The 18,856-nt window shown below is 44.0% G+C and carries 17 protein-coding genes and 1 pseudogene; 1 reads left to right on the top strand and 17 read right to left on the bottom strand.

The window, feature by feature from the left end; genetic code table 11:
• Positions 1 to 43 precede the first annotated feature (43 nt).
• The 17 genes and pseudogenes from F9856_RS10245 to miaA form a co-directional block, all read right to left on the bottom strand.
• A complete protein-coding gene (locus F9856_RS10245) occupies positions 44 to 1,228 on the bottom strand; it encodes an NADH-dependent flavin oxidoreductase (protein ID WP_202106534.1) in 1,185 nt (394 codons plus the stop codon).
• A gap of 124 nt (positions 1,229 to 1,352) precedes the next feature.
• Positions 1,353 to 1,661, bottom strand: coding sequence for an ArsR/SmtB family transcription factor (locus F9856_RS10240; protein ID WP_024379471.1), 309 nt, complete (start codon positions 1,659 to 1,661; stop codon positions 1,353 to 1,355).
• A gap of 89 nt (positions 1,662 to 1,750) precedes the next feature.
• The gene (locus tag F9856_RS10235) at positions 1,751 to 2,575 is read right to left on the bottom strand and encodes a ZIP family metal transporter (protein WP_002941357.1); all 825 of its coding nucleotides are present in this window, start codon (positions 2,573 to 2,575) and stop codon (positions 1,751 to 1,753) included.
• Between the two features lie 175 nt (positions 2,576 to 2,750).
• Positions 2,751 to 3,545: a Nif3-like dinuclear metal center hexameric protein gene (locus tag F9856_RS10230; RefSeq protein WP_202106533.1), complete on the bottom strand. Its 795-nt coding sequence runs from the start codon at positions 3,543 to 3,545 to the stop codon at positions 2,751 to 2,753.
• Positions 3,535 to 4,218 (bottom strand): tRNA (adenine(22)-N(1))-methyltransferase, encoded by a 684-nt coding sequence (locus tag F9856_RS10225; RefSeq protein ID WP_002937128.1) that lies wholly within the window; start codon positions 4,216 to 4,218, stop codon positions 3,535 to 3,537. Before F9856_RS10225 ends, F9856_RS10230 begins: the two co-directional genes overlap by 11 nt.
• A 1-nt stretch (position 4,219) precedes the next feature.
• A complete protein-coding gene (locus F9856_RS10220) occupies positions 4,220 to 4,894 on the bottom strand; it encodes a DnaD domain-containing protein (RefSeq protein WP_202106532.1) in 675 nt (224 codons plus the stop codon).
• A gap of 9 nt (positions 4,895 to 4,903) precedes the next feature.
• Complete coding sequence (metA, locus tag F9856_RS10215; RefSeq protein ID WP_202106531.1) at positions 4,904 to 5,845, bottom strand: homoserine O-acetyltransferase MetA; 942 nt, start codon at positions 5,843 to 5,845, stop codon at positions 4,904 to 4,906.
• Between the two features lie 103 nt (positions 5,846 to 5,948).
• A complete protein-coding gene (locus tag F9856_RS10210) occupies positions 5,949 to 6,461 on the bottom strand; it encodes an adenine phosphoribosyltransferase (protein ID WP_202106530.1) in 513 nt (170 codons plus the stop codon).
• 92 nt (positions 6,462 to 6,553) lie between these two features.
• Positions 6,554 to 7,621 (bottom strand): annotated as a pseudogene (locus tag F9856_RS12240) (DUF3114 domain-containing protein).
• A 26-nt stretch (positions 7,622 to 7,647) separates the two neighbouring features.
• A complete protein-coding gene (gene recJ / locus F9856_RS10195) occupies positions 7,648 to 9,864 on the bottom strand; it encodes a single-stranded-DNA-specific exonuclease RecJ (protein ID WP_202106528.1) in 2,217 nt (738 codons plus the stop codon).
• A 153-nt stretch (positions 9,865 to 10,017) separates the two neighbouring features.
• Complete coding sequence (gene cls, locus F9856_RS10190; RefSeq protein WP_044766052.1) at positions 10,018 to 11,565, bottom strand: cardiolipin synthase; 1,548 nt, start codon at positions 11,563 to 11,565, stop codon at positions 10,018 to 10,020.
• Between the two features lie 173 nt (positions 11,566 to 11,738).
• On the bottom strand, positions 11,739 to 13,913 hold the full coding sequence (locus tag F9856_RS10185) for a copper-translocating P-type ATPase (RefSeq protein ID WP_202106527.1): 2,175 nt from the start codon (positions 13,911 to 13,913) through the stop codon (positions 11,739 to 11,741).
• A 178-nt stretch (positions 13,914 to 14,091) separates the two neighbouring features.
• Positions 14,092 to 14,847, bottom strand: coding sequence for an SDR family NAD(P)-dependent oxidoreductase (locus F9856_RS10180; protein ID WP_202106526.1), 756 nt, complete (start codon positions 14,845 to 14,847; stop codon positions 14,092 to 14,094).
• Entirely contained in the window at positions 14,844 to 15,773 is a 930-nt protein-coding gene (gene rnz / locus F9856_RS10175; RefSeq protein ID WP_053864036.1) for a ribonuclease Z, read from the bottom strand. Before rnz ends, F9856_RS10180 begins: the two co-directional genes overlap by 4 nt.
• A 10-nt stretch (positions 15,774 to 15,783) precedes the next feature.
• Positions 15,784 to 16,413 carry a cystathionine beta-lyase gene (locus F9856_RS10170; protein WP_202106525.1) on the bottom strand — a complete coding sequence of 210 codons (630 nt, stop codon included), beginning with the start codon at positions 16,411 to 16,413 and terminating at the stop codon, positions 15,784 to 15,786.
• Complete coding sequence (hflX, locus tag F9856_RS10165) at positions 16,397 to 17,647, bottom strand: GTPase HflX (RefSeq protein WP_202106524.1); 1,251 nt, start codon at positions 17,645 to 17,647, stop codon at positions 16,397 to 16,399. Before hflX ends, F9856_RS10170 begins: the two co-directional genes overlap by 17 nt.
• On the bottom strand, positions 17,640 to 18,524 hold the full coding sequence (gene miaA / locus F9856_RS10160; RefSeq protein ID WP_202106523.1) for a tRNA (adenosine(37)-N6)-dimethylallyltransferase MiaA: 885 nt from the start codon (positions 18,522 to 18,524) through the stop codon (positions 17,640 to 17,642). The genes hflX and miaA overlap by 8 nt, the downstream gene beginning before the upstream one ends.
• 68 nt (positions 18,525 to 18,592) lie before the next feature.
• On the opposite strand from miaA, the gene F9856_RS10155 reads away from it, so the two are divergent.
• Positions 18,593 to 18,763 carry a DUF3042 family protein gene (locus tag F9856_RS10155; protein WP_032502441.1) on the top strand — a complete coding sequence of 57 codons (171 nt, stop codon included), beginning with the start codon at positions 18,593 to 18,595 and terminating at the stop codon, positions 18,761 to 18,763.
• Positions 18,764 to 18,856 lie beyond the last annotated feature (93 nt).

Below are 18,856 nucleotides of genomic sequence, written 5' to 3'. Positions count from 1 at the left end.
CTAGGCCCGTGACAGCAAAAAAAGAGGAGAAACTCCTCTTTTATCAATGTTCCGCTAGGTCATAAATCCCTTGATGCAAATGTAAAATCGATTCCTGGCCGGGTAGATTTGGCAGTCCTAAGGAATCCTCTCTAGTAAAGGCTTCATGTAAGCCACTTGTCCATGAGGTGGCTGGAACTTGCTCAGGAGAAATCTCTGATACGATAGATTTGCCTCTTCCATCTTTTATTTTTTGACCAAAAAGAGGGTCAATAAGGGTTCCTCGACCAATCGCAATCAAATCAGTGTGTTCAGATACCGCTTTTTGAGCATCCTCTTCCGTAAAGATAGAGCCCACAACGATGATTTTGGTTTGGTCTCCTACCACTTCCTTGAAAAGCTGACCATAAGATTGATTGAGGCCTGCTGGACCAGCCTCGAAGCCACCCCAAATGGAAAGACTGATATAATCCAATTCTTCCCTGGCTATCTCAGCAACCAAGGCCAGGGATTCCTTATAGGAATAACCAATGTTGGTACCATGGATTTCCTCAGGCGAAAGACGATAGCCGATGATAAAATCCTTGGGAGCATAGCGGGCAATGACGGATTTCACTTCCTTGACCACTTCTAGGGCAAAGGTCATTCGTTTCTCAAGACTGCCACCCCATTTATCCTGACGATGGTTGGAGAAGGCTGAGAAGAATTGTTGGATCAGATAGTGGTTAGCACCATGGATTTCAACGCCATCAAAGCCTGCATCAATGGCCCTCTTTGTAGCTCTTCCAAAATCCTTGATGATTTCCACGATTTCTTCATGGGTCATCTCCCGAACAGGATAGGACAAGAAGGTGAAATCCAGTTGACTCGGTGCCAATACTTCATGTCCTTTGGCTCCTCTAGCTCGGGCCTCTCGACCACCATGATGAATCTGCAAAATTGCCTTATTTCCATCTTTTTTCAAGGCCTGGGCAATGGCTGTGATGGAGTCCAGATGATCATCATCCTGGATTCCCAGCTGCTCTGGATAGCCAGGTCTAGAACTGGGACCGCCTGTTGGGCTGACATAATGAAATTCGGTGATGAGGAGACTGGCCGCCTGGGACCTAGACCCATAATATTTTAATGTATCCTCAGTCGCAAAACCGCCCTCGCTGCCTGAATAGGTCAACATAGGAGACATGACAATTCGACTGTCCAATTTAGCTCCGTGGCGTAAGACTACTGTATCTCTCAACTGTTTGGTCATCTGAGCACCTCTCATATTCAATTTTTTAGATATGAATAGTTTAGCACACTCAGTTGGAAAAGACAAGCATAAATCGAAAAAACTCGATTTATTCTGCAAGCAAAAAACCAGATCGAAGTCTGGTTTATAAATCATTTACTAAATAGCTCGATAGTGAGGTCAGCACTTCCTCATTCCGTTTAAAATATGTGTACTTCCCTAATCGAGTTGCCTGAACCAGGCCCACTTTTTTCATCATGTTCATATAGGTGGAGGTGGTAGACTGGCTGAGACCTGAGACTCTTTGAATCTCCTCCAAACAGACTCCCACTTCTATCATATCCACTCCACATTGGGGCTTGTGAACGAAATGTTCTCTTGGATTTTTTAATAGATGTAAGATATGTAGGCGACTTGAATTGGCCAAGACCTTTAAGATTTCTAAGTAATTCATAGTCTTATTTTATCATAAAAGAGCTCATTTTTTTAGAAATTTTATTTTTGGAAAAAACAACTGTCTGGGTTTGGCTTGTAAGTGCTGCCTTAACCCAGGGCCACATCGAGAACCATCATGATGATAAAACCAGCCATTAAGCCCAGAGTTGCAATATCCGTATTGCCGTTTGTCTGCGATTCTGGAATGAGCTCTTCTACGACGACAAAAATCATGGCACCCGCTGCAAAGGATAGAGCATAGGGTAAGATTGGTGTCATCATGGTCACCGCAAACGCCCCAAGCACAGCAGCTATAGGCTCAACTATGGCAGACATAGAGCCCCAGAAAAATGCTTCCTTGCGGGATTTTCCGTCCGTCCGAATGGGAATAGAAAGAGCTGCGCCTTCTGGGATATTTTGCAGACCAATTCCCAAGGCCAAACCAACGGCTCCAACAAAGGCTGCTGGAGAATAGTTAGTTGCTAAGGCTCCAAAAGTCACCCCTACAGCCAAGCCTTCAGGAATATTGTGAATTGTAATAGCTAAGAAGAGCAGGGCTGTTTTGGATAGATTTTTCCTATCCTTCTCACCACCACCTTCTGCCTTATCTTTATCATTTCCCAAATGCAAATGCGGAACCCAGGCATCTACCAAGCGTAAAAAAATACCACCTGCTGCAAAACCTACTGCCGCTGGTATCCAAGCCAGATTGCCGTATGAACTTTCAGCATACTCAATCGATGGGGCTAATAAAGACCAAAAAGAAGCTGCAATCATAACACCAGCTGCAAAGCCTAGCATGGTATCTAGCAAACGACGACTAACTGTCTTAAAGAAAAATACAACGGCAGACCCCACAATCGTACAAAACCATGTGAATAAACCACCTAGCAAAGCCTGTAGAACTACAGACTGTTCTGTAAACCACGTCATAACTAATATCCTATCCTATTTAATCTTGCATATCCTATGAATTAAGATACCCTAATTTATTATAAAATTCAAGCTTTTTCACTTAAATAAATAAGAAAATATCTAAAAAATAAAAGACCTAAAACTACATTAAATGTCGTCTTGGTCTTTCCACAATCAAGTGCTGATTAATTTATCACAAATGTCTAAACGGATTGGTTGAAACAGTTGAAGGTAGGATTTCGACATCCCAACCTTCTTTTGCCTTCCATATTTCCAACAATTCAGCAATTTTCTTGATAAATAATGCTTCGATATGATGGCCTGGATCAATAGCCAGCAAGCCCTGAGTCAGCATGTCCTGCCCAGTATGGTAGTAAATGTCGCCCGTGATGTAAACATCTGCCCCCTTGGCAAGAGCCTCATGGTAGTAAGACCCACCACTGCCTCCACAGATGGCTACACGGTTGACATATTGCTTGGCTTGTTGCCCATAGGTCACCAAACGGACAGCATCTAGACCAAAGACAGACTTGACTTTCAAAGCCAATTCTTCCAAAGTCTGCTCTGCTATTGTCCCCACACGGCCAAGCCCCTGCCCCTCGGCAGTTTCAATCAAGTAGGTAGTATCTTGAATTTCTAATAGTTCACAGAACCAGTCGTTGAGACCACCCTCAACCACATCAATATCTGTATGACTAACATAGACTGCAATATCATGCTTAATCAAATCAAGATACATTTTAGTTTGCGGATTGTCAGCCACCAAATCCTTTATTGGACGAAAAATCGGAGCGTGCTTGACGATAATCAAATCCACCTTTTTATCAATCGCCTCTGCCACCGTTGTCTCACGAATATCCAGAGCCACCATGACACGTTGAATCTCTTTATTAAGGGTACCGATTTGCAGCCCTTTGACATCGCCTTCCATAGCCAAAGAAGGGGGACAAAAGGCTTGATAGCGCTCAATAACCTGACTAGCTAACATGGACTACCTCCTGAATTTGTTGGATCTTTTGGGAAATGGCAAAGCGGTCACCTTGGCGTTCAGATGGAACTTGTTCCAAAGCAAAACTTAATTTTTCAAGTTCTCTTCTCCACTTTTTGACGAAAACTGGTGAGGCCTCCTCTAGTAGATAGGGACCAAAACGATGTTCAACTTCTGACAATCTCATCTGTCCTGATTCTGCAACGAGGACTTCATATAACTTGCCATTTTCTTCCAGAATCTTTTCAGCAACCAATCTAAAACCATTTTTTTCCAACCATCGACGCACGTCATCTTCACGATTATTTGGCTGGAGTATCAAACGTTCAATGGTCGCAAGCTTTTCTTTTCCTGCTTCTAAGATTTCCGCAATCAAGCGTCCTCCCATACCTGCTATGGTCACGGCAGTCATCTGGTCAGACTTCTCAAACGCGCCTAAGCCATTTGCCAAACGGACTAGAATTTTTTCTGTTTGTCCCGCCTGCTCTACATTCTGGAGCGCTGACTGATAGGGGCCTTGAACGACTTCCCCCGCAATGGCAAAATCAATACGCCCCTGCTCTACCAAAAAAAGAGGGAGATAAGCATGGTCACTCCCTACATCAACTAGACGTGCCCCTTGTGGGACAAAACTTGCGACTGTTTCCAGCCTTTTAGATAATTTTGTTTCCATATCATTCTTTCCAGAGATCCATTGCATCAAGAAAGTCACTTGAAACAGTCACATTCTTAGGAGTCTGGATTTCTCTTTCTGCATTTTTCGCTTCTACTTGCGCAACTGTAGTAATTCCCTCACGGCGCCAGTTTCGTAGAATAGCTTGGATGTATTTCCAATTTGTTTTGTTGTTAAAAACAGCTTCTTTCAAGGCTGCACGAACCAAATCAATCGAAGTTTTGTCATCCTCAATAGTCTTCTGCAAATCTTCGATTTCAAACGGTGATAAAAAGCGGCCCAATTCACGTTCAAAATCACCCACCAAGGCCTTCAAATCATTCTCTGGTTGCACAATCTCAACTGCCTGTTTTGGAGTTAACAGAACATCCAATTTTTCAAAAGCAGGAAGCACATCGAATATCATTTCAATTTCACCAGCAATACTGATTGTCTTAAATTCTAAGAGTCCAGCATCTTGGAGATTTTCAATAGCTTGATTGACCTGAGCAACTGTTTTACCAGTAGCTTGAGCAATCTCACTTGGCGCTAATGATTCGATAGCTGAAGAATTTTGATATAAGAAAAACTGCCAAATCAAAAAATCATCTGCCGACGGAAAAAGCTCTTGATAGTGGAATAATATTGCTGCTGGCAGGACCAAATGTCCCTGACGAAATTGCTGTGAATAGTTCATACTTCCTCTTTAAAGACTAGCTGACTGGGCTGATTGTTCAAAGATATGCCAGTCGTATGGAGTTTCTTGATAGACAGCATAATTTACCCAGTTGGTAAAGAATTGTGCTGCTGGTAAATTCCAAGAGAGAGATGGTTTGCTTGTAGGGTCATCTTCTTTGAAATAATTTTCCGGTAAATGGGGATTTTTTCCAGCTATACAATCACGTTGATATTCCTTAGCTAGTGTATCCCTATCATACTCTAAATGTCCAAAACTATAAATTTCTCTTAAATCCTTGCTGGCTAAGATGGATAGGCCAACTTCTGGACCTTGTGATAAAATCGTCAACCCACTCAGATGGGCAATATCTGCTTCTCTTACTTCCGTATAACGGGAGTGTGGTGAACGAAATTCATCGTCAAATCCACGCATAAGAGGGCTAGTTGGATTAGTCACTTCTTGACAATATACGCCTGATAGTTTTCGAGACATACTGTGTTTGGGTACACCATAGCGTGCATACAAACCTGCCTGTGCACCCCAACAAATGTGCAATGTTGAATAAACATGTGTTTTTGACCAATTAAAAACTTGAGTAAGTTCTTGCCAGTAATCAACTTCCTCAAAAGGTAAGTTTTCAACTGGTGCTCCTGTCACGATGAGCCCATCAAAATAGCTATCCCTGACCTGCTCAAAAGTCTTATAAAACTGCTTCAAATGGTCCGAGTGTGTATTTTTGGACTCGTGACTAGCCATGTAGAGAAATTCAACCTCTAGCTGTAAAGGAGTGTTAGCCAAAAGACGGAGCAACTGAGTCTCCGTCACTGTCTTCTGTGGCATGAGATTGAGAATAAGGATTTTGATAGGCCGAATGTCCTGATGACTAGCTCGGTCACTATCCATCACAAAAATATTCTCTTTTCTCAAAATTTCAACTGCTGGTAATGATTTTTCAATTTTAATTGGCATAAGCAACCTCCCAATTTTCTTATATTTATTATAAGGCAGGTTGCTATGCAATTCAATTAGAATAAAAATAGGACCAGTTATAAGTTTTGGCTATAACCTTAGATTAATAGTGCATCAAAACCTTGTAGTCGTAATCACCGATTGCTTCACGGCCTTTCAAATCATCTAGCTCAATCAAGAAGGCACAGCCAGCAACGATACCGCCAAGCTTTTCAATCATTTCGATCGTTGCTTTTACAGTACCACCAGTCGCCAACAAGTCATCGACAATCAAGACACGTTGTCCTGGTTTGATTGCGTCTGCATGCATCGTCAATGTATCTACACCGTACTCTTTTTCGTAGTCCGCTGAGATCACTTCACGTGGCAATTTACCTGGCTTACGCACTGGGGCAAAACCAATTCCCAACTCAAAGGCAACTGGACAGCCAACGATGAAACCACGCGCCTCTGGCCCAACAATCATATCGATTTTCTTATCTGTCGCATACTGAACGATTTCACGTACTGCATAGCTATAAGCATTTCCATCTGCCATCAAAGGGCTAATGTCACGGAATTCGATACCTTCTTTTGGATAGTCTGGAATGGTTGCAATGTAATCTTTTAAGTTCATGATTTGTTCCTTTATAAAAATTTCGTACCCTTCATTATATCATGAAATGACCCGTTTAGTAAAAAAATCATCGATTCTTTCTACTTTTTAGTTCATTCTTTAATGATTAGTTCATTCTTTAATGACTTCCCTACTTGTTTGACATAGTATTTCTTGCTTCTGCCCTCCCTAGCATAGATTCCTCTGGGATTGGCATAATGGTAATACCAGAGCCGTGACCAGAGACGAAGAGGCTTGCCTGCAAAATAAATCGCGGCCTGAAATCGTCCGTTTTTCCGAGCCAAAGTCTGCTTACGAAAGGCCGGATCATAGAGGGAAACAGGATTTATATCTAAATCCCGATGCTCCTGATTATTGGCCCGAGCGTAATTGAAAAAGGCTCCGTTGGCTAGGCTTGCCAAACTATCATCACCCTCGCCAATCAGGACAAAGTTGCCTGTTTCCGACAGGATAAATTCCGAGTGGAAATTTACCAGGATCTTGCAATTCGTCGGCTCATGTCGGACCTGGTACTTGTTAACCACAAAGGCCTTGTTGTGCAGCCTGACCGAATTAGTTCAATCAATCCGAGCAGTCCTTAACTGAGAATGATAGGCCAGCAAGGCCTCGCGGTCGCTCCGCCCCTCACCACCAAAACACTCTCGAATCCAGTAGGCTTGCTGAATAGAAAATAGATAACGTAGTGGGTGCACGAGCTGCCAAATTTCCGAATTAGCCTGCCCTTTCAAAACCTGTCTGACCAGATCCGAAAATTCCGACCAGAAAGAGTGTTCAGGAGAGAGGTCTGGCGAAAAACGCCCTAAGTAATCTTGGCGTTCTTCCACAGTCCCAGACCAGTCAGCCGAAAAGCCAATCCGCTCAAGTACCAAGTCCAGCAAGGACCTTCTTGATATGGTCTTATTCTTCAGGGCATAGGCCCATAGTTGGCAGAAGGCAGAGCCTCCCACCAAGTAGGCTGATTCGTCCAAGTTAATGACTGCGTCTGGTCTTTGCCCGCTGGCAGCAAAGAGTCCTTGCAAAATAGTCTCAGCAGACCAGCCCTGCCTTGTCAGTTTTTGAAAAATCAGCCTGTAATCAGCTTGCTCTTTCTCGGAAAAACTAGTCAGGTATTCTTCCAAACTTTCAACTGCATTCGTTGGCTGTTTCTGTAACCATATCATCACTGTCAGCTAGCTACTCCTTCTTGCTATGGACTGCGAAGCCAGTCATAGATTTCTTGGACTGTCCCCAGAGCCATGAGTTCCTGTTCTATAACCAGTTTTTTCAGGTCTTGGTAAATCTGACTATCCGCAATTTCCCGTTTTTCAGCATCCGCATTGACCGTCATGACCCCGTCTGTAATGGTCACAAAGCCAAGTTCTTGGAAAATTTGAATCATTTTGACCAAGAGCGGCTGCTTGATTTTCAAGTAGTTGGCCAATTCTGCCAATTTGTAACGGACATCAAATTCCTTGAATTGATAAATGGTCTTATAGAGCTTGGCAAATTGCTCCCGACTGCCATAACCGTCTAGATAATAAGGTATCTTGATGTCATTCTTAAAGTAAATAGCCTGAAAATCATATTTTTGGAACACGGGTTTGAGGTCTGACAGATTTTCTGGTAACTCAGCTAAGACAAGCGAATCCGCACCTGCTAGATTGGACAAGTCAGTCATATCCAAAACGGGCACTCCTTCTGGCAGATTGTGCTGTTTGCCACGAATATTGTAGAGCTGGACACCTTCTACACGGGCGTCAACCAGCATGAGTTGGAGGCTGGTATTGCCATTCCACCGGTTGACCGATAAGGTCACAGCCAACTCTAATTTCTTGGCCTGAGAAAATTCCAAAGCTTGACTGCCTTGACCAAAGGCAACCAGATCAAAAGCAGCATCCCCTTTGACCAAACGAAGCTTGAGGTGGGCATTTCCCTGACCCATGGTCCGTGCGGACTCAACCTGCACATCTTTGACATAGAAAATCGGTTTTTTATTGTCCATACCGTAAGGGGCCAGTTTGTCAAAGGACTTGAGCGTCTCTAAGGTCAACTCCTCCAAATCCAGTTCTTCGTCCAAGACCAAGTTAGACTTGCTGACTTCTTCCAGTTTATTGTCACGGATATAGTCTGCCAAGGTAGTAGCCAAGTCTGGTAGCTTATCCACTTCCAAGGTCATGCCAGCCGCCCCTGCGTGACCACCAAAGGCGATAAATAGGTCCTGATGATCTTTAAGGGCCTTGAAAATGTCAACTGCTTCAACCGAACGAGCCGACCCCTTTGCCTTACCATCCTCAATAGACAAGACGATAACAGGTTGCTGCAATTCTTCTAGTAGGCGTCCTGCTACAATCCCTAAAACACCTGGGTTCCAACCTTCTTTAGCCAGAACTTGAACAGGTCTATCCTTACGGAGCATGGTTTTTGCTTCATCGTAAATTGCTTGGACGACGTCTTTGCGTTCTACATTTTTACTGTCAATCATGAGGGCAATTTGATGGGCCTCTTCGTCATCAAAACCAGTCAGTAATTCGATGGCTGGATTAGGATCGTCGAGTCGACCAAGGGCATTCAACCTCGGAGCAAGTTGGAAACCAACTGTTTCTTCATCAATACTGTCTATGTCAATACCAGCTATCTTTATCAACTCTTGCAAACCTGCTCGCTCAGTCTGTTTGAGAAGAGAAAGACCGTACTTGACCATGACCCGATTTTCATCGGTCAAGCTAACCATATCAGCGATGGTGCCAATTGCGACCAAATCCAGCAAGTCTGCATGAACCGTTTCAAGAAGAGCACAGGCCAATTTAAAAGCCACGCCGCAGCCCGCCAAATGTTTGAAGGGATAATTTCCATCGGGATGCTCTGGATGTACAATCGCATAGGCATTGGGAAGGTTTTCCTGCATGGAATGGTGGTCTGTCACGACAACATCGACACCCATTTCCTGGGCATAGGCAATGGCATCATGACCCGCTACGCCATTGTCCACCGTCACAATGAGAGAAATCCCCTGCTGCTCGATAAAATACTTGTAAACTGACTGATTGGGACCATAGCCATCCGTAAAACGGTTTGGCAGGTAGACTTGAACTTCTGCCCCCATTTCCTCCAGAGTTTCTTTCAGAATAGATGCCGAGGTCATGCCGTCTGCGTCATAATCTCCATAAATCAAAATTTGTTCGTAATCTTCGATTGCTCGGCGAATCCGCTCTACCGCCTTGTCCATATCATGTAGTAAATAGGGATCGTGAAGGTCTTCTAAGCTTGGTTGTAAGAAAGTATGCAATTCTTCCGCCGAATGGATGCCACGTTCATACAGCAACTTAGCCGCTACCGGGTCCACTCCTTCTTTTTTAGCAATTTTGATAAATTGTTCATCAGAAAAACCGGTCAATAATTGCCAGTCATAATTGGGTTTTATCACGTTTTTTACTCCTTAATACTCCAAATCACAAGTAACCTGTAACTTTTCCGAGTATAAACTATCTTTCTATTATATCATTTTCCAAGAAAAATGGAGCAGAGGGAGGACTGAATTTAATCAATCAACCCCTGCTCCAACTATGCAAGATTATTTTTAAAGCAATGGAGAAATAATATTCATCAAGGCACCAGCTAATCGCTTGTACCACGGATATGTATTTTCAAAGCCGAGTAAAGTAATGCGTTGAGACTGGGCAAAGGAGTCTTCAAAGTCCTTGTGAATGTCTGCCAGAACTTGCTTATGGTTATAAACATAGAGGCCGCATTCAAAGTTGAGATAGAAGGATCGGAAGTCCATATTGACAGTACCAACGGTTGCCTTTTTGTCATCGACTAAGACTACCTTAGAATGCACAAATCCTGGTGTGAACTCGTAAATTTCAATGCCTGCTTCCAGATAAGTTCTGAAATCCGTCCGAGCAACCAAGTAGGCCGACTGCTTATCGTAGATATGAGGTAATAGTATCTTGACTCGTACACCGCGCTTGGCTGCGTAGGTCAGATTGTCAATCATCTCATCGTCTAAGACTAGATAGGGAGTCATAATATAAATGTAGTCAGTTGCAGACTGAATCATATCCAGATAAACTCGTTTGGCTACTTCATCATTGTCAAAGGGACTTTCACCATAAGCTAGGAAATACCCCTCTCCTGCAACCGTATCTGATTCGGATTCCTTATGAGCTCGGAGATAGGCGAGGTCGTCATTTTCCTTTCGCTCGTCGAAATTCCACATTTGTAGGAACATATTGGTAAAGTTGGCAACAGCCTCGCCTTTGACCATAATGGCTGCGTCCTTCCAGTAACCAAATCGTTCTTTTTGATTGATGTACTCGTCTGCGATGTTGACCCCACCTGTGAAGGCAACTTTGCCGTCAATAACAGTAATTTTACGGTGGTCACGGTTGTTCTGAACGGTTGACAGGGCTGGGATAATTTGCGAAAAGACCTTGGCCTTAATACCATAAGAACGTAGGGTCTTGTAGTAATTATAGGGGAGCAAACTGAGGGAATTCATGCCGTCGTACAAAAACCGCACTTCCACTCCCTGCTCTGCTTTTTCCTTGAGAATGGTCAGGATAGACTCCCACATATAGCCAAAATCGACAATGAAATACTCCATAAAGATGTACTGCTCTGCCTTTTTCAACTCCTCTAAGAGTGCCTCAAACTTGGCCTCCCCCGACGGAAAATAAACCGCATCTGTATTGGTATGCAGAGGATAGCCGACATACTCGCTCATGTAGTGAGCTAGTTTGAGCTGCTCCTTATCCTCTCCTGCCAAGCCCTTCATGACCTTTTCAGAGGTGTGTCCGTACTCCCGCATAACCGCTGCCTGTCGCTTAAAAGTTCGACGATAGCGTTGGGTTTCCAGGTTGGACTGGAGGATAAAGTAAAAGAGGGCACCAAAAATCGGAATACCAATGACAAAGATAATCCAAGTCAACTTAAAACTTGCGTTCATGGGCCGGTTAATGATGGAAATGGCTACGATTATAGAAAAAAGTTGTAATACCGTTAAGATTGCTGGGACATAGACTGCTAGTGAGCCAACCACCCAAAATATCGCAAAGACTGTCAATAATAAAAGGGCAAGAACTATAAAAACCCGACTATAAATAATTTTCCACAATTTTTTCATACTACACTCTCACGATGTTTTTTCCCATTATACCAGATTATAGTCAAATATCCTACTAATTATCGCAGTAGATTTCTCGCAGTTCTTACTTGAAAACAGCACCCCTATCTCCTACATCATAAAACACCGACATAGACCGGTGTTTTACTTATATATATTATCTGTCAAAATTTCTACGGTTTACCGTAACGTAAACCCATAGCATTGATAGCGACAATAACCGTCGATAGACTCATGAGCACGGCCGCCAATAAAGGATCCACCATAATGCCCATGCTTGGATAAAGGATTCCAGCAGCTAAAGGAATGGCAATGATGTTGTATCCTGCCCCAAACCAGAGATTTTGCCTCATTTTGCGGATGGTTGTCTTGGCAATGCTCAACATATCCAAGACTGCTGATGGATTGGATTGAACCAAGACCACGTCTGCAGAGTGGATGGCAACAGAAGTTCCTGCGCCAATGGCAAAGCCTAAATCTGCCGTCGCTAGAGCAGGCGAATCATTGACCCCATCGCCGATGAAAAGAACTGCCCCACGCGCCTGATAGTCCTTGACCAGTTTTGCCTTATCCTCTGGTTTAAGTTCAGCTCGGTAATCCTCTATGCCCAACTGAATGGCTACTTTTTGTGCGGTAGCTGGATTGTCACCCGTTAACATCACAGGACTAATACCCTGCGCTTTCAAGCCTGCTACAAAATCTTTAGCATCTTCTTTTATCTGGTCGCCCAAGGCTACAAATCCCAAGACCACATGATCAGTCACCAAAAAACTCAAGGTTAGACCCAAATCAAGATAAGGTGCAATCACGTCCTGATCCACTGACAAACCTATTTCCTGCAGACCTTTGTAGGACATAATTTCATAAATCCTTCCATCCAAGACACCTCGAATCCCACTACCAGGGATATTCTCAACCCGTTCTGCTTGATAGAAAAGTGGACCTGCCGCCTCCACAATCGAAAGGGCAATTGGGTGGGTTGAAAGAACTTCTAATGCTGCCATTTTGGCCAGCGCATCCGCTCCCTCAACCAAATCTTGGCTGTGGCGAACTTGAAATTTTCCGTCGGTCAAGGTTCCGGTCTTATCCATCAAGGCAAACCGAATCTGGTTAACCTGTTCAAGAGCTGTTCGGTTCTGAACCAAAAGACCATTTTTTGAAGAAATCGTGGTCAAACGCGCCACAACAAGAGGGATGGCTAAACCAAGGGCATGCGGACAGGCAATGACAAAAACAGAAACTGCCATCATCAAGGCAAAGGCAAGATTAGCCGTCATGGTCCAATAAATAAAGGCCAAAATCCCCACAATTAAAGCTGCATAGAAGAGCCAAGAGGCTACGCGGTCAGCCATATTTTCAAGCTTGGATTTCTGGTTTTGCGCTTGACGGACCATTTCGGTCACCTGCGCCAAAAAGCTATCCTCACCAAGACTGGTCACTTCCATTTCAAAGGGCGTGTTTTGATTGAGCGAACCACCGAATACCCTATCTCCTGCCTCTTTTTTGACAGCTCGAGATTCCCCAGTAATCATGGATTCATCAATATGAGCAACACTCAAAATCTTACCGTCAGCCGGAATTTTTTCATTTTCCTTGACTAAGAGGAAATCCCCAATCTGCAAGTCCTCTACCGCAACATCTGTCCCATCCTTGAGATGGGCTTTTTTCGGAATGAGAGAGGCCAAGTCTTTCAGGGCATCGCCTGCTCCCATAACCGCCTTCATCTCAATGATATGCCCAATCAGCATAATGACAATCAGCGTAGACAACTCAAACCAAAAGTTCATGCTTTCTTGTCCCAATAGCGCTAAAATTGTTGCATAAACGGAGTAAAGATAGGAAACAATAATCCCCATGGAAATCAGGGTCATCATTGCAGGTTTTTTAGCTTGCAACTCCCCTCTAGCTCCGTTAAAGAAAGGTGTTCCTGAGTAGAAGAAGATAATAGAACCTAATATCAGCTGGACAAGTTCAACACCCGGAAAACGTAAAAGAGTGAAACCTGCAATTGGAGAAATGGCAAGTAGGGGAATCATGACTGCCACTGCGACTTTGAGTTTTGTATTCATATCCCCCATGTGCATCATGTGCCCACCATGCTCCATCATGTCATGGTCATGCCCTTGGTGATGCTGATGAGCATCATGAGTATGATGAGAATGATGACTGACGTCAGAGCCCCCTACATGATGATGGTCGTGATGGACGTGATGGTCAGAATGATGATTGGCGTGAACCCCCTCTTCATGAGGATGCTCCTGCTGATGAGAATGATGGCTGGTCTGACCAACTTCCTCAGAATGCATCATATGTTGGTGTTCCTGCTTATTTTCTTTTGAATGGTTCATAAGATAACTCCTATTTCTGTCTACATTTGTAATCGATTTACAATTATAGTTTACACTTGTAGTCAAAAAATGTCAACCGATTAGATCAAAAAAACCTAGAATGGCATTAATCCATCTAGGTCATATTATGTGTTCACTTTTCTTTATTTCAAATTAAAGACCGTACTGGCCAGATTCCTTACTTATAGTTGAAAACTGTACTAGCCAAGTAGTCTGCTATTCTTGGAAAGAGTGTATAGAGTTTATGAGCAGCTGCTAGAGACCAAGGCAGATTGATGTCTCGTTTCTTCGTCCCCATAGCCGCCACAATCTTCTTGGCAACATAGTCTGGTTGCAGCAAGAAAGCCTTGACGCTCTCTTGATAGCTTCCGTCTGGATCTGCTTGGTCGAAAAAGCTGGTTGCGATTGGACCTGGGTTGACCGTAGTAACTGTCACACCATACTGGGCTAATTCCAAGCGAATGGTATTGGAAAATCCCATAGCTGCAAACTTGGTCGCCGAATAAACGGAGGACTTGCTTGACGCAATCAAGCCTGACATGGAAATGATATTGATAATCTGCCCGCTCCGTCTTGCCTTCATCCGTTTACCTACTGAACGGCACATGGTCATCAGAGCAAAGGTATTAATGTCAAACATAGCCTGCACCTGCTGGCTGGAAAAATTCTCAAAATCATCGTAAATGGCATAGCCAGCATTATTGACTAAAATATCAATCTGACCAAACTGACTATCCAGTTCATCAAAAAATGCCGTCAGAGCTGCTTCATCTCGGATATCTACATCAAAGACAGCCTTTTTTTCATGGTAAGCATAGAGCTGCTCAATTTTTTCGACATCACGACCTAGTAAAATCAAAAAATCATCCTTCAGCAAGGGTACCATTTCCTGTACCAAGCCACCAGAGGCACCTGTGATTAGAATGGTTCTCATAGCTCAATTTCCTCTAAATCCTTGACAATATGAACCTGCTCGAAAATAGTACTTGCATCTTTCCGTAATTGACTAATATCCTTTGATAAAAATCGTGGACTGATATGGTTGAGAAGCAGCTGTTTGACACCTGCATCCTTGGCAACCTGAGCAGCTTCCATATTGGTCGAGTGTCCGTGTTTTCGAGCGATTTGCTCATCTCCCTTGCCGTAGGTTGCCTCATGAACCAATACATCAGCATTAACTGCCAAACGCACACTAGCATAGCACTTGCGTGTATCACCAAGAATGGTCACTACCTTACCAGGCCGAGGAGGAGAAATATAGTCACTCGCGATAATTTCAGTCCCATCTTCTAGCGTTACATTTTGACCATTTTTTATTTGCCCAAAGAGGGGACCAAATGGTACACCCGCCGCGCGCAGAGCATCTGCATCCAGAGTCCCTTCCAAATCTTTCTGGATAACACGATAGCCGACACAAGGTATGGTATGATCCAGCTTTTCAGCGAATACCGTGAATTTGTCGGTGTCTAAGACCTGACCTACCGTATCCACATCAAACTCATGAAAATGAATGCGATAAGGTAGGCGTGTCCCTGATACTTTCAGACTTGCCAAGACAAAGGAACGAATACCAACAGGACCGTAAATATCAATATCAGTCTGCTCCTCACTTGACTGAAAAGAACGGCTAGACAAAAAACCTGGCAGTCCAAAAATATGGTCTCCGTGCAGGTGAGTGATAAAGATTTTTGCGACCTTACGTGGACGAATAGTCGTTTCCAAAATTTGATTTTGTGTTCCTTCGCCACAGTCAAATAACCAAACTTGATTGATTTCATCCAAGAGTTTCAAGGCCAAACTGGATACATTTCGAGCCTTGGAGGGCTGTCCAGCCCCCGTACCTAAAAATTGAATTTGCATTGTTTACTTTCTAATGTTTTATATATAAAATTGCAGAGCGACCCGACCAGACATAGTAATACTGACCAGTATATCCGTCCGCCACTTCCAGCACTTCTTCCTGATTAAAACCTGAAATCTTGACCAAACCTTCTGTCGTCTCCACTTTAGTCAAAAGGTAGTCTGTTTCAACTTCCTCTAACTCGGCCTCCTCAAAGGGATTGGCTTTCATAAAAATCTTGCCCTCCTCCACAAAGACGACATAGTGGGGAAAGACTTGGGCGATTTCAAAGAGTAGGCTATCTGTCACTTCCTCCACTTGCTCCGAAAAAACCTGGGCCAGACCGTCAGCCGACACATAGGCAAATCCGAAAGACTTGCCTGATAAGTTGAGACGGACAAATGGCTTATCTTCTTCAAAGCTGGGTTCTTTTGGAAAAAGGCAAAGCTGCTGAGATAGAGCGAGATAGTAGTCGGTCGCCTCTTCTGCTCCTTGTTTCTGGTAGATTTCCGCAAAATAAGCGTTGATCACCGAAGGTGGGGGCGTAATAAAGTCCAACTTCTGTTGGTCGGTCAAATCGGCTAATTTATTGGCCAGATAAAACTTATCCAGACTGGTAAAGCCACCGTATTTGATTGCCAAATCAAGATAATCCGTCATAAAATTCTTCCAACTTCCATTTATTGCTGGAAGCGATATAGCCTGATACCACTTCCACATCCTCTTCATAGGTCCGATTTTCAATCAGTGCCAGAGTTGCCAAATCATGCAATTTATAAGATTCAGCAAGTGGCACTCTGACCTCAAATCGTTCAAACATGGTCTTAATCTTGGCCAAGACCATCATCTGAATATGGCCTTTGGCATTTTCAGCCTTAGCGGACAGCATGACATGAGGAAACTGACTGGGGGTAAAGCTGTCGTCGGTCTTGTCCAGCTTGTTGTAAAGGGCCAGACGGGGAATGTCCAGCATATCCAGGTCCTTGAGAATATCCAAGACTACCTGCTCCTGCTCGCTGTGATTGGGGTCAGAGGCGTCGATGACATGGAGCAAGAGGTCCACGTTCATGGACTCTTCCAAGGTGGATTTGAAGGCGGAAATCAACTCAGTCGGCAGGTCCTGAATGAAACCAACCGTATCGGTCAAGGTCACGTTGAACTTGTCGACCAAGTTAATCTGCTTGGTCGTGGCATCAAGTGTGGCAAAGAGTTCGTCCGCCTCATACTGCCGCTTGTCGGTCATGGCATTCATAATAGTGGATTTACCAGCATTGGTATAGCCAATCAAGCCGATTTTGAAGACGCCTGATTGCAGGCGGCGTTCACGGACAGTCGCTCGGTTTTTCTCCACCGTTTTGAGTTGGCGTTCGATGTCGTGAATCTGGTTGCGGATGCTACGACGGTTGAGCTCCAACTGGCTTTCACCTGGTCCACGAGAGCCGATACCACCTGCCTGACGGCTGAGCATGATGCCCTGTCCAACCAAACGTGGCAACATGTACTTGAGCTGGGCTAGGTGGACCTGCAGTTTTCCCTCGTGACTCCGTGCCCGCATGGCAAAAATATCCAAAATCAGCTGCATACGGTCGATGACTTTGACACCTAAAATCTCCTCCAGATTGACATTCTGGCGGGGTGTCAGTCGATTGTTAACAATGACGGTATCAATCTCATCAGCTTCAACCATCTGGGCAATTTCTTCTAATTTCCCTGAGCCGACAAAGGTCTTGCTGTCGTATTTTTCTCGTTTTTGAGTGTAGACTCTCTTGACCAGAGCGCCAGCTGTCTTAGCAAGGCTTGCCAACTCCTCCATGGACATGTCAAAATTATCTGTCTGCTGTAGTTCCACTCCAACCAGGAGGGCGCGTTCTTGTTCTTTCTGGGTTTCAATCATCTAAAAATTCCTCCACAGCGGTGAAAATCTGCGACTTGTAATCTGGCTCGCCTACTGAGTAAAAGGGAACCTGCATGCGATTTCTGAACCAAGTCAATTGACGTTTGGCAAAGCGGCGGCTATTTTGCTTGACTTTATCAATTGCTTCTTCTAGCGAAAGTTCACCTGCAAAATAAGGGAAAAATTCCTTGTAACCAATTCCCATAGCAGCTTGGGCTTGGGGATGTTCTTGGTAGAGCCAGCTAACTTCATCCAGTAAGCCCGCCGCCATCATCTTATCCACTCGCTGATTGATGCGGTCGTAGAGAACCTGTCTGTCATCCGTCAGGCAGATGTAAAGTGGCTCATATTCTGACTCTGTATTTTCTAAGTTTTTGCCAAATTTTTTCAACTCCAACCCACGAATGATTCTCCGTCGACTGTTTCCCTCGACCATCAAACCTGTCTGCTCTGCCATTGTTTCCAAATCCTCGTCAGACAAGCAGTCGAGTTCCGCCCGATAAGCAAGAACTTGCTCCTGGTCAACCAGCCCGCCCAGATGGTAGCCTTCAAGCAGGCTCTGAATGTAAAGCCCCGTACCTCCAACGATAAGGGGCAACTTGCCACGACTAGTAATGTCTGCAATTAAGGCCTTGGCTTCTGCTACAAATTCATAAGCCGAATAGCCCTCGGTCACATCTCGGACATCAATCAAGTGATGAACCGCAGCAGCCTGCTCTTCAGGACTAGCTTTTGCCGTACCAATATCCAGTTTGCGATAGACTTGCTGGCTATCACCGCTGATAATTTCTCCCTTGTAGCACTGGGCCAAGTCTATGCCAAGGGCAGTTTTTCCTACCGCTGTCGGTCCAATGACCACAATAACTTTAGTTTTCATCTTTTTCCTTGAAAATATTTTGTTTTTTCGCTAAAATCTATTATAACACAAGTAAAGGAGAAATAACTATGGCTAAAGGTTTTGGTAAAGGTTTCTTAACAGGTGTTCTTTCTACAGTTGCTCTTGCAGCTGGTGCGATCTTCACTGTTCATAAAACAATCATTGAACCAGAAGAAAAGAAAGAAGCCTTCATCGAGGAAAATCGTAAAAAAGCTGCACGTAAACGTGTGGCACACTAAAAAGCTGGCAAAAGCGAGTATGACATTCAGCAGTCTAATAAAATCTGAGCATACATCTTATAGAAGCAATAAAAAACGGCAATTTGCCGTTTT

The organism is Streptococcus suis (genome assembly GCF_016743335.1).
GTDB lineage: Bacteria > Bacillota > Bacilli > Lactobacillales > Streptococcaceae > Streptococcus > Streptococcus suis_Y.
This window is presented reverse-complemented; position numbering and strand designations above follow the sequence as displayed.

Coding starts and splice junctions, on each gene's coding strand:
- F9856_RS10240 (WP_024379471.1), bottom strand. CDS start 1,661: ATGAATTACTTAGAAATCTTAAAGGTCTTGGCCAATTCAAGTCGCCTA.
- F9856_RS10185 (WP_202106527.1), bottom strand. CDS start 13,913: ATGAACCATTCAAAAGAAAATAAGCAGGAACACCAACATATGATGCAT.
- cls (WP_044766052.1), bottom strand. CDS start 11,565: ATGAAAAAATTGTGGAAAATTATTTATAGTCGGGTTTTTATAGTTCTT.
- miaA (WP_202106523.1), bottom strand. CDS start 18,524: ATGAAAACTAAAGTTATTGTGGTCATTGGACCGACAGCGGTAGGAAAA.
- F9856_RS10230 (WP_202106533.1), bottom strand. CDS start 3,545: ATGTTAGCTAGTCAGGTTATTGAGCGCTATCAAGCCTTTTGTCCCCCT.
- F9856_RS10170 (WP_202106525.1), bottom strand. CDS start 16,413: ATGACGGATTATCTTGATTTGGCAATCAAATACGGTGGCTTTACCAGT.
- F9856_RS10210 (WP_202106530.1), bottom strand. CDS start 6,461: ATGAACTTAAAAGATTACATTGCAACCATTCCAGACTATCCAAAAGAA.
- hflX (WP_202106524.1), bottom strand. CDS start 17,647: ATGATTGAAACCCAGAAAGAACAAGAACGCGCCCTCCTGGTTGGAGTG.
- rnz (WP_053864036.1), bottom strand. CDS start 15,773: ATGCAAATTCAATTTTTAGGTACGGGGGCTGGACAGCCCTCCAAGGCT.
- F9856_RS10245 (WP_202106534.1), bottom strand. CDS start 1,228: ATGACCAAACAGTTGAGAGATACAGTAGTCTTACGCCACGGAGCTAAA.
- F9856_RS10225 (WP_002937128.1), bottom strand. CDS start 4,218: ATGGAAACAAAATTATCTAAAAGGCTGGAAACAGTCGCAAGTTTTGTC.
- metA (WP_202106531.1), bottom strand. CDS start 5,845: ATGCCAATTAAAATTGAAAAATCATTACCAGCAGTTGAAATTTTGAGA.
- F9856_RS10235 (WP_002941357.1), bottom strand. CDS start 2,575: ATGACGTGGTTTACAGAACAGTCTGTAGTTCTACAGGCTTTGCTAGGT.
- F9856_RS10155 (WP_032502441.1), top strand. CDS start 18,593: ATGGCTAAAGGTTTTGGTAAAGGTTTCTTAACAGGTGTTCTTTCTACA.
- F9856_RS10180 (WP_202106526.1), bottom strand. CDS start 14,847: ATGAGAACCATTCTAATCACAGGTGCCTCTGGTGGCTTGGTACAGGAA.
- F9856_RS10220 (WP_202106532.1), bottom strand. CDS start 4,894: ATGAACTATTCACAGCAATTTCGTCAGGGACATTTGGTCCTGCCAGCA.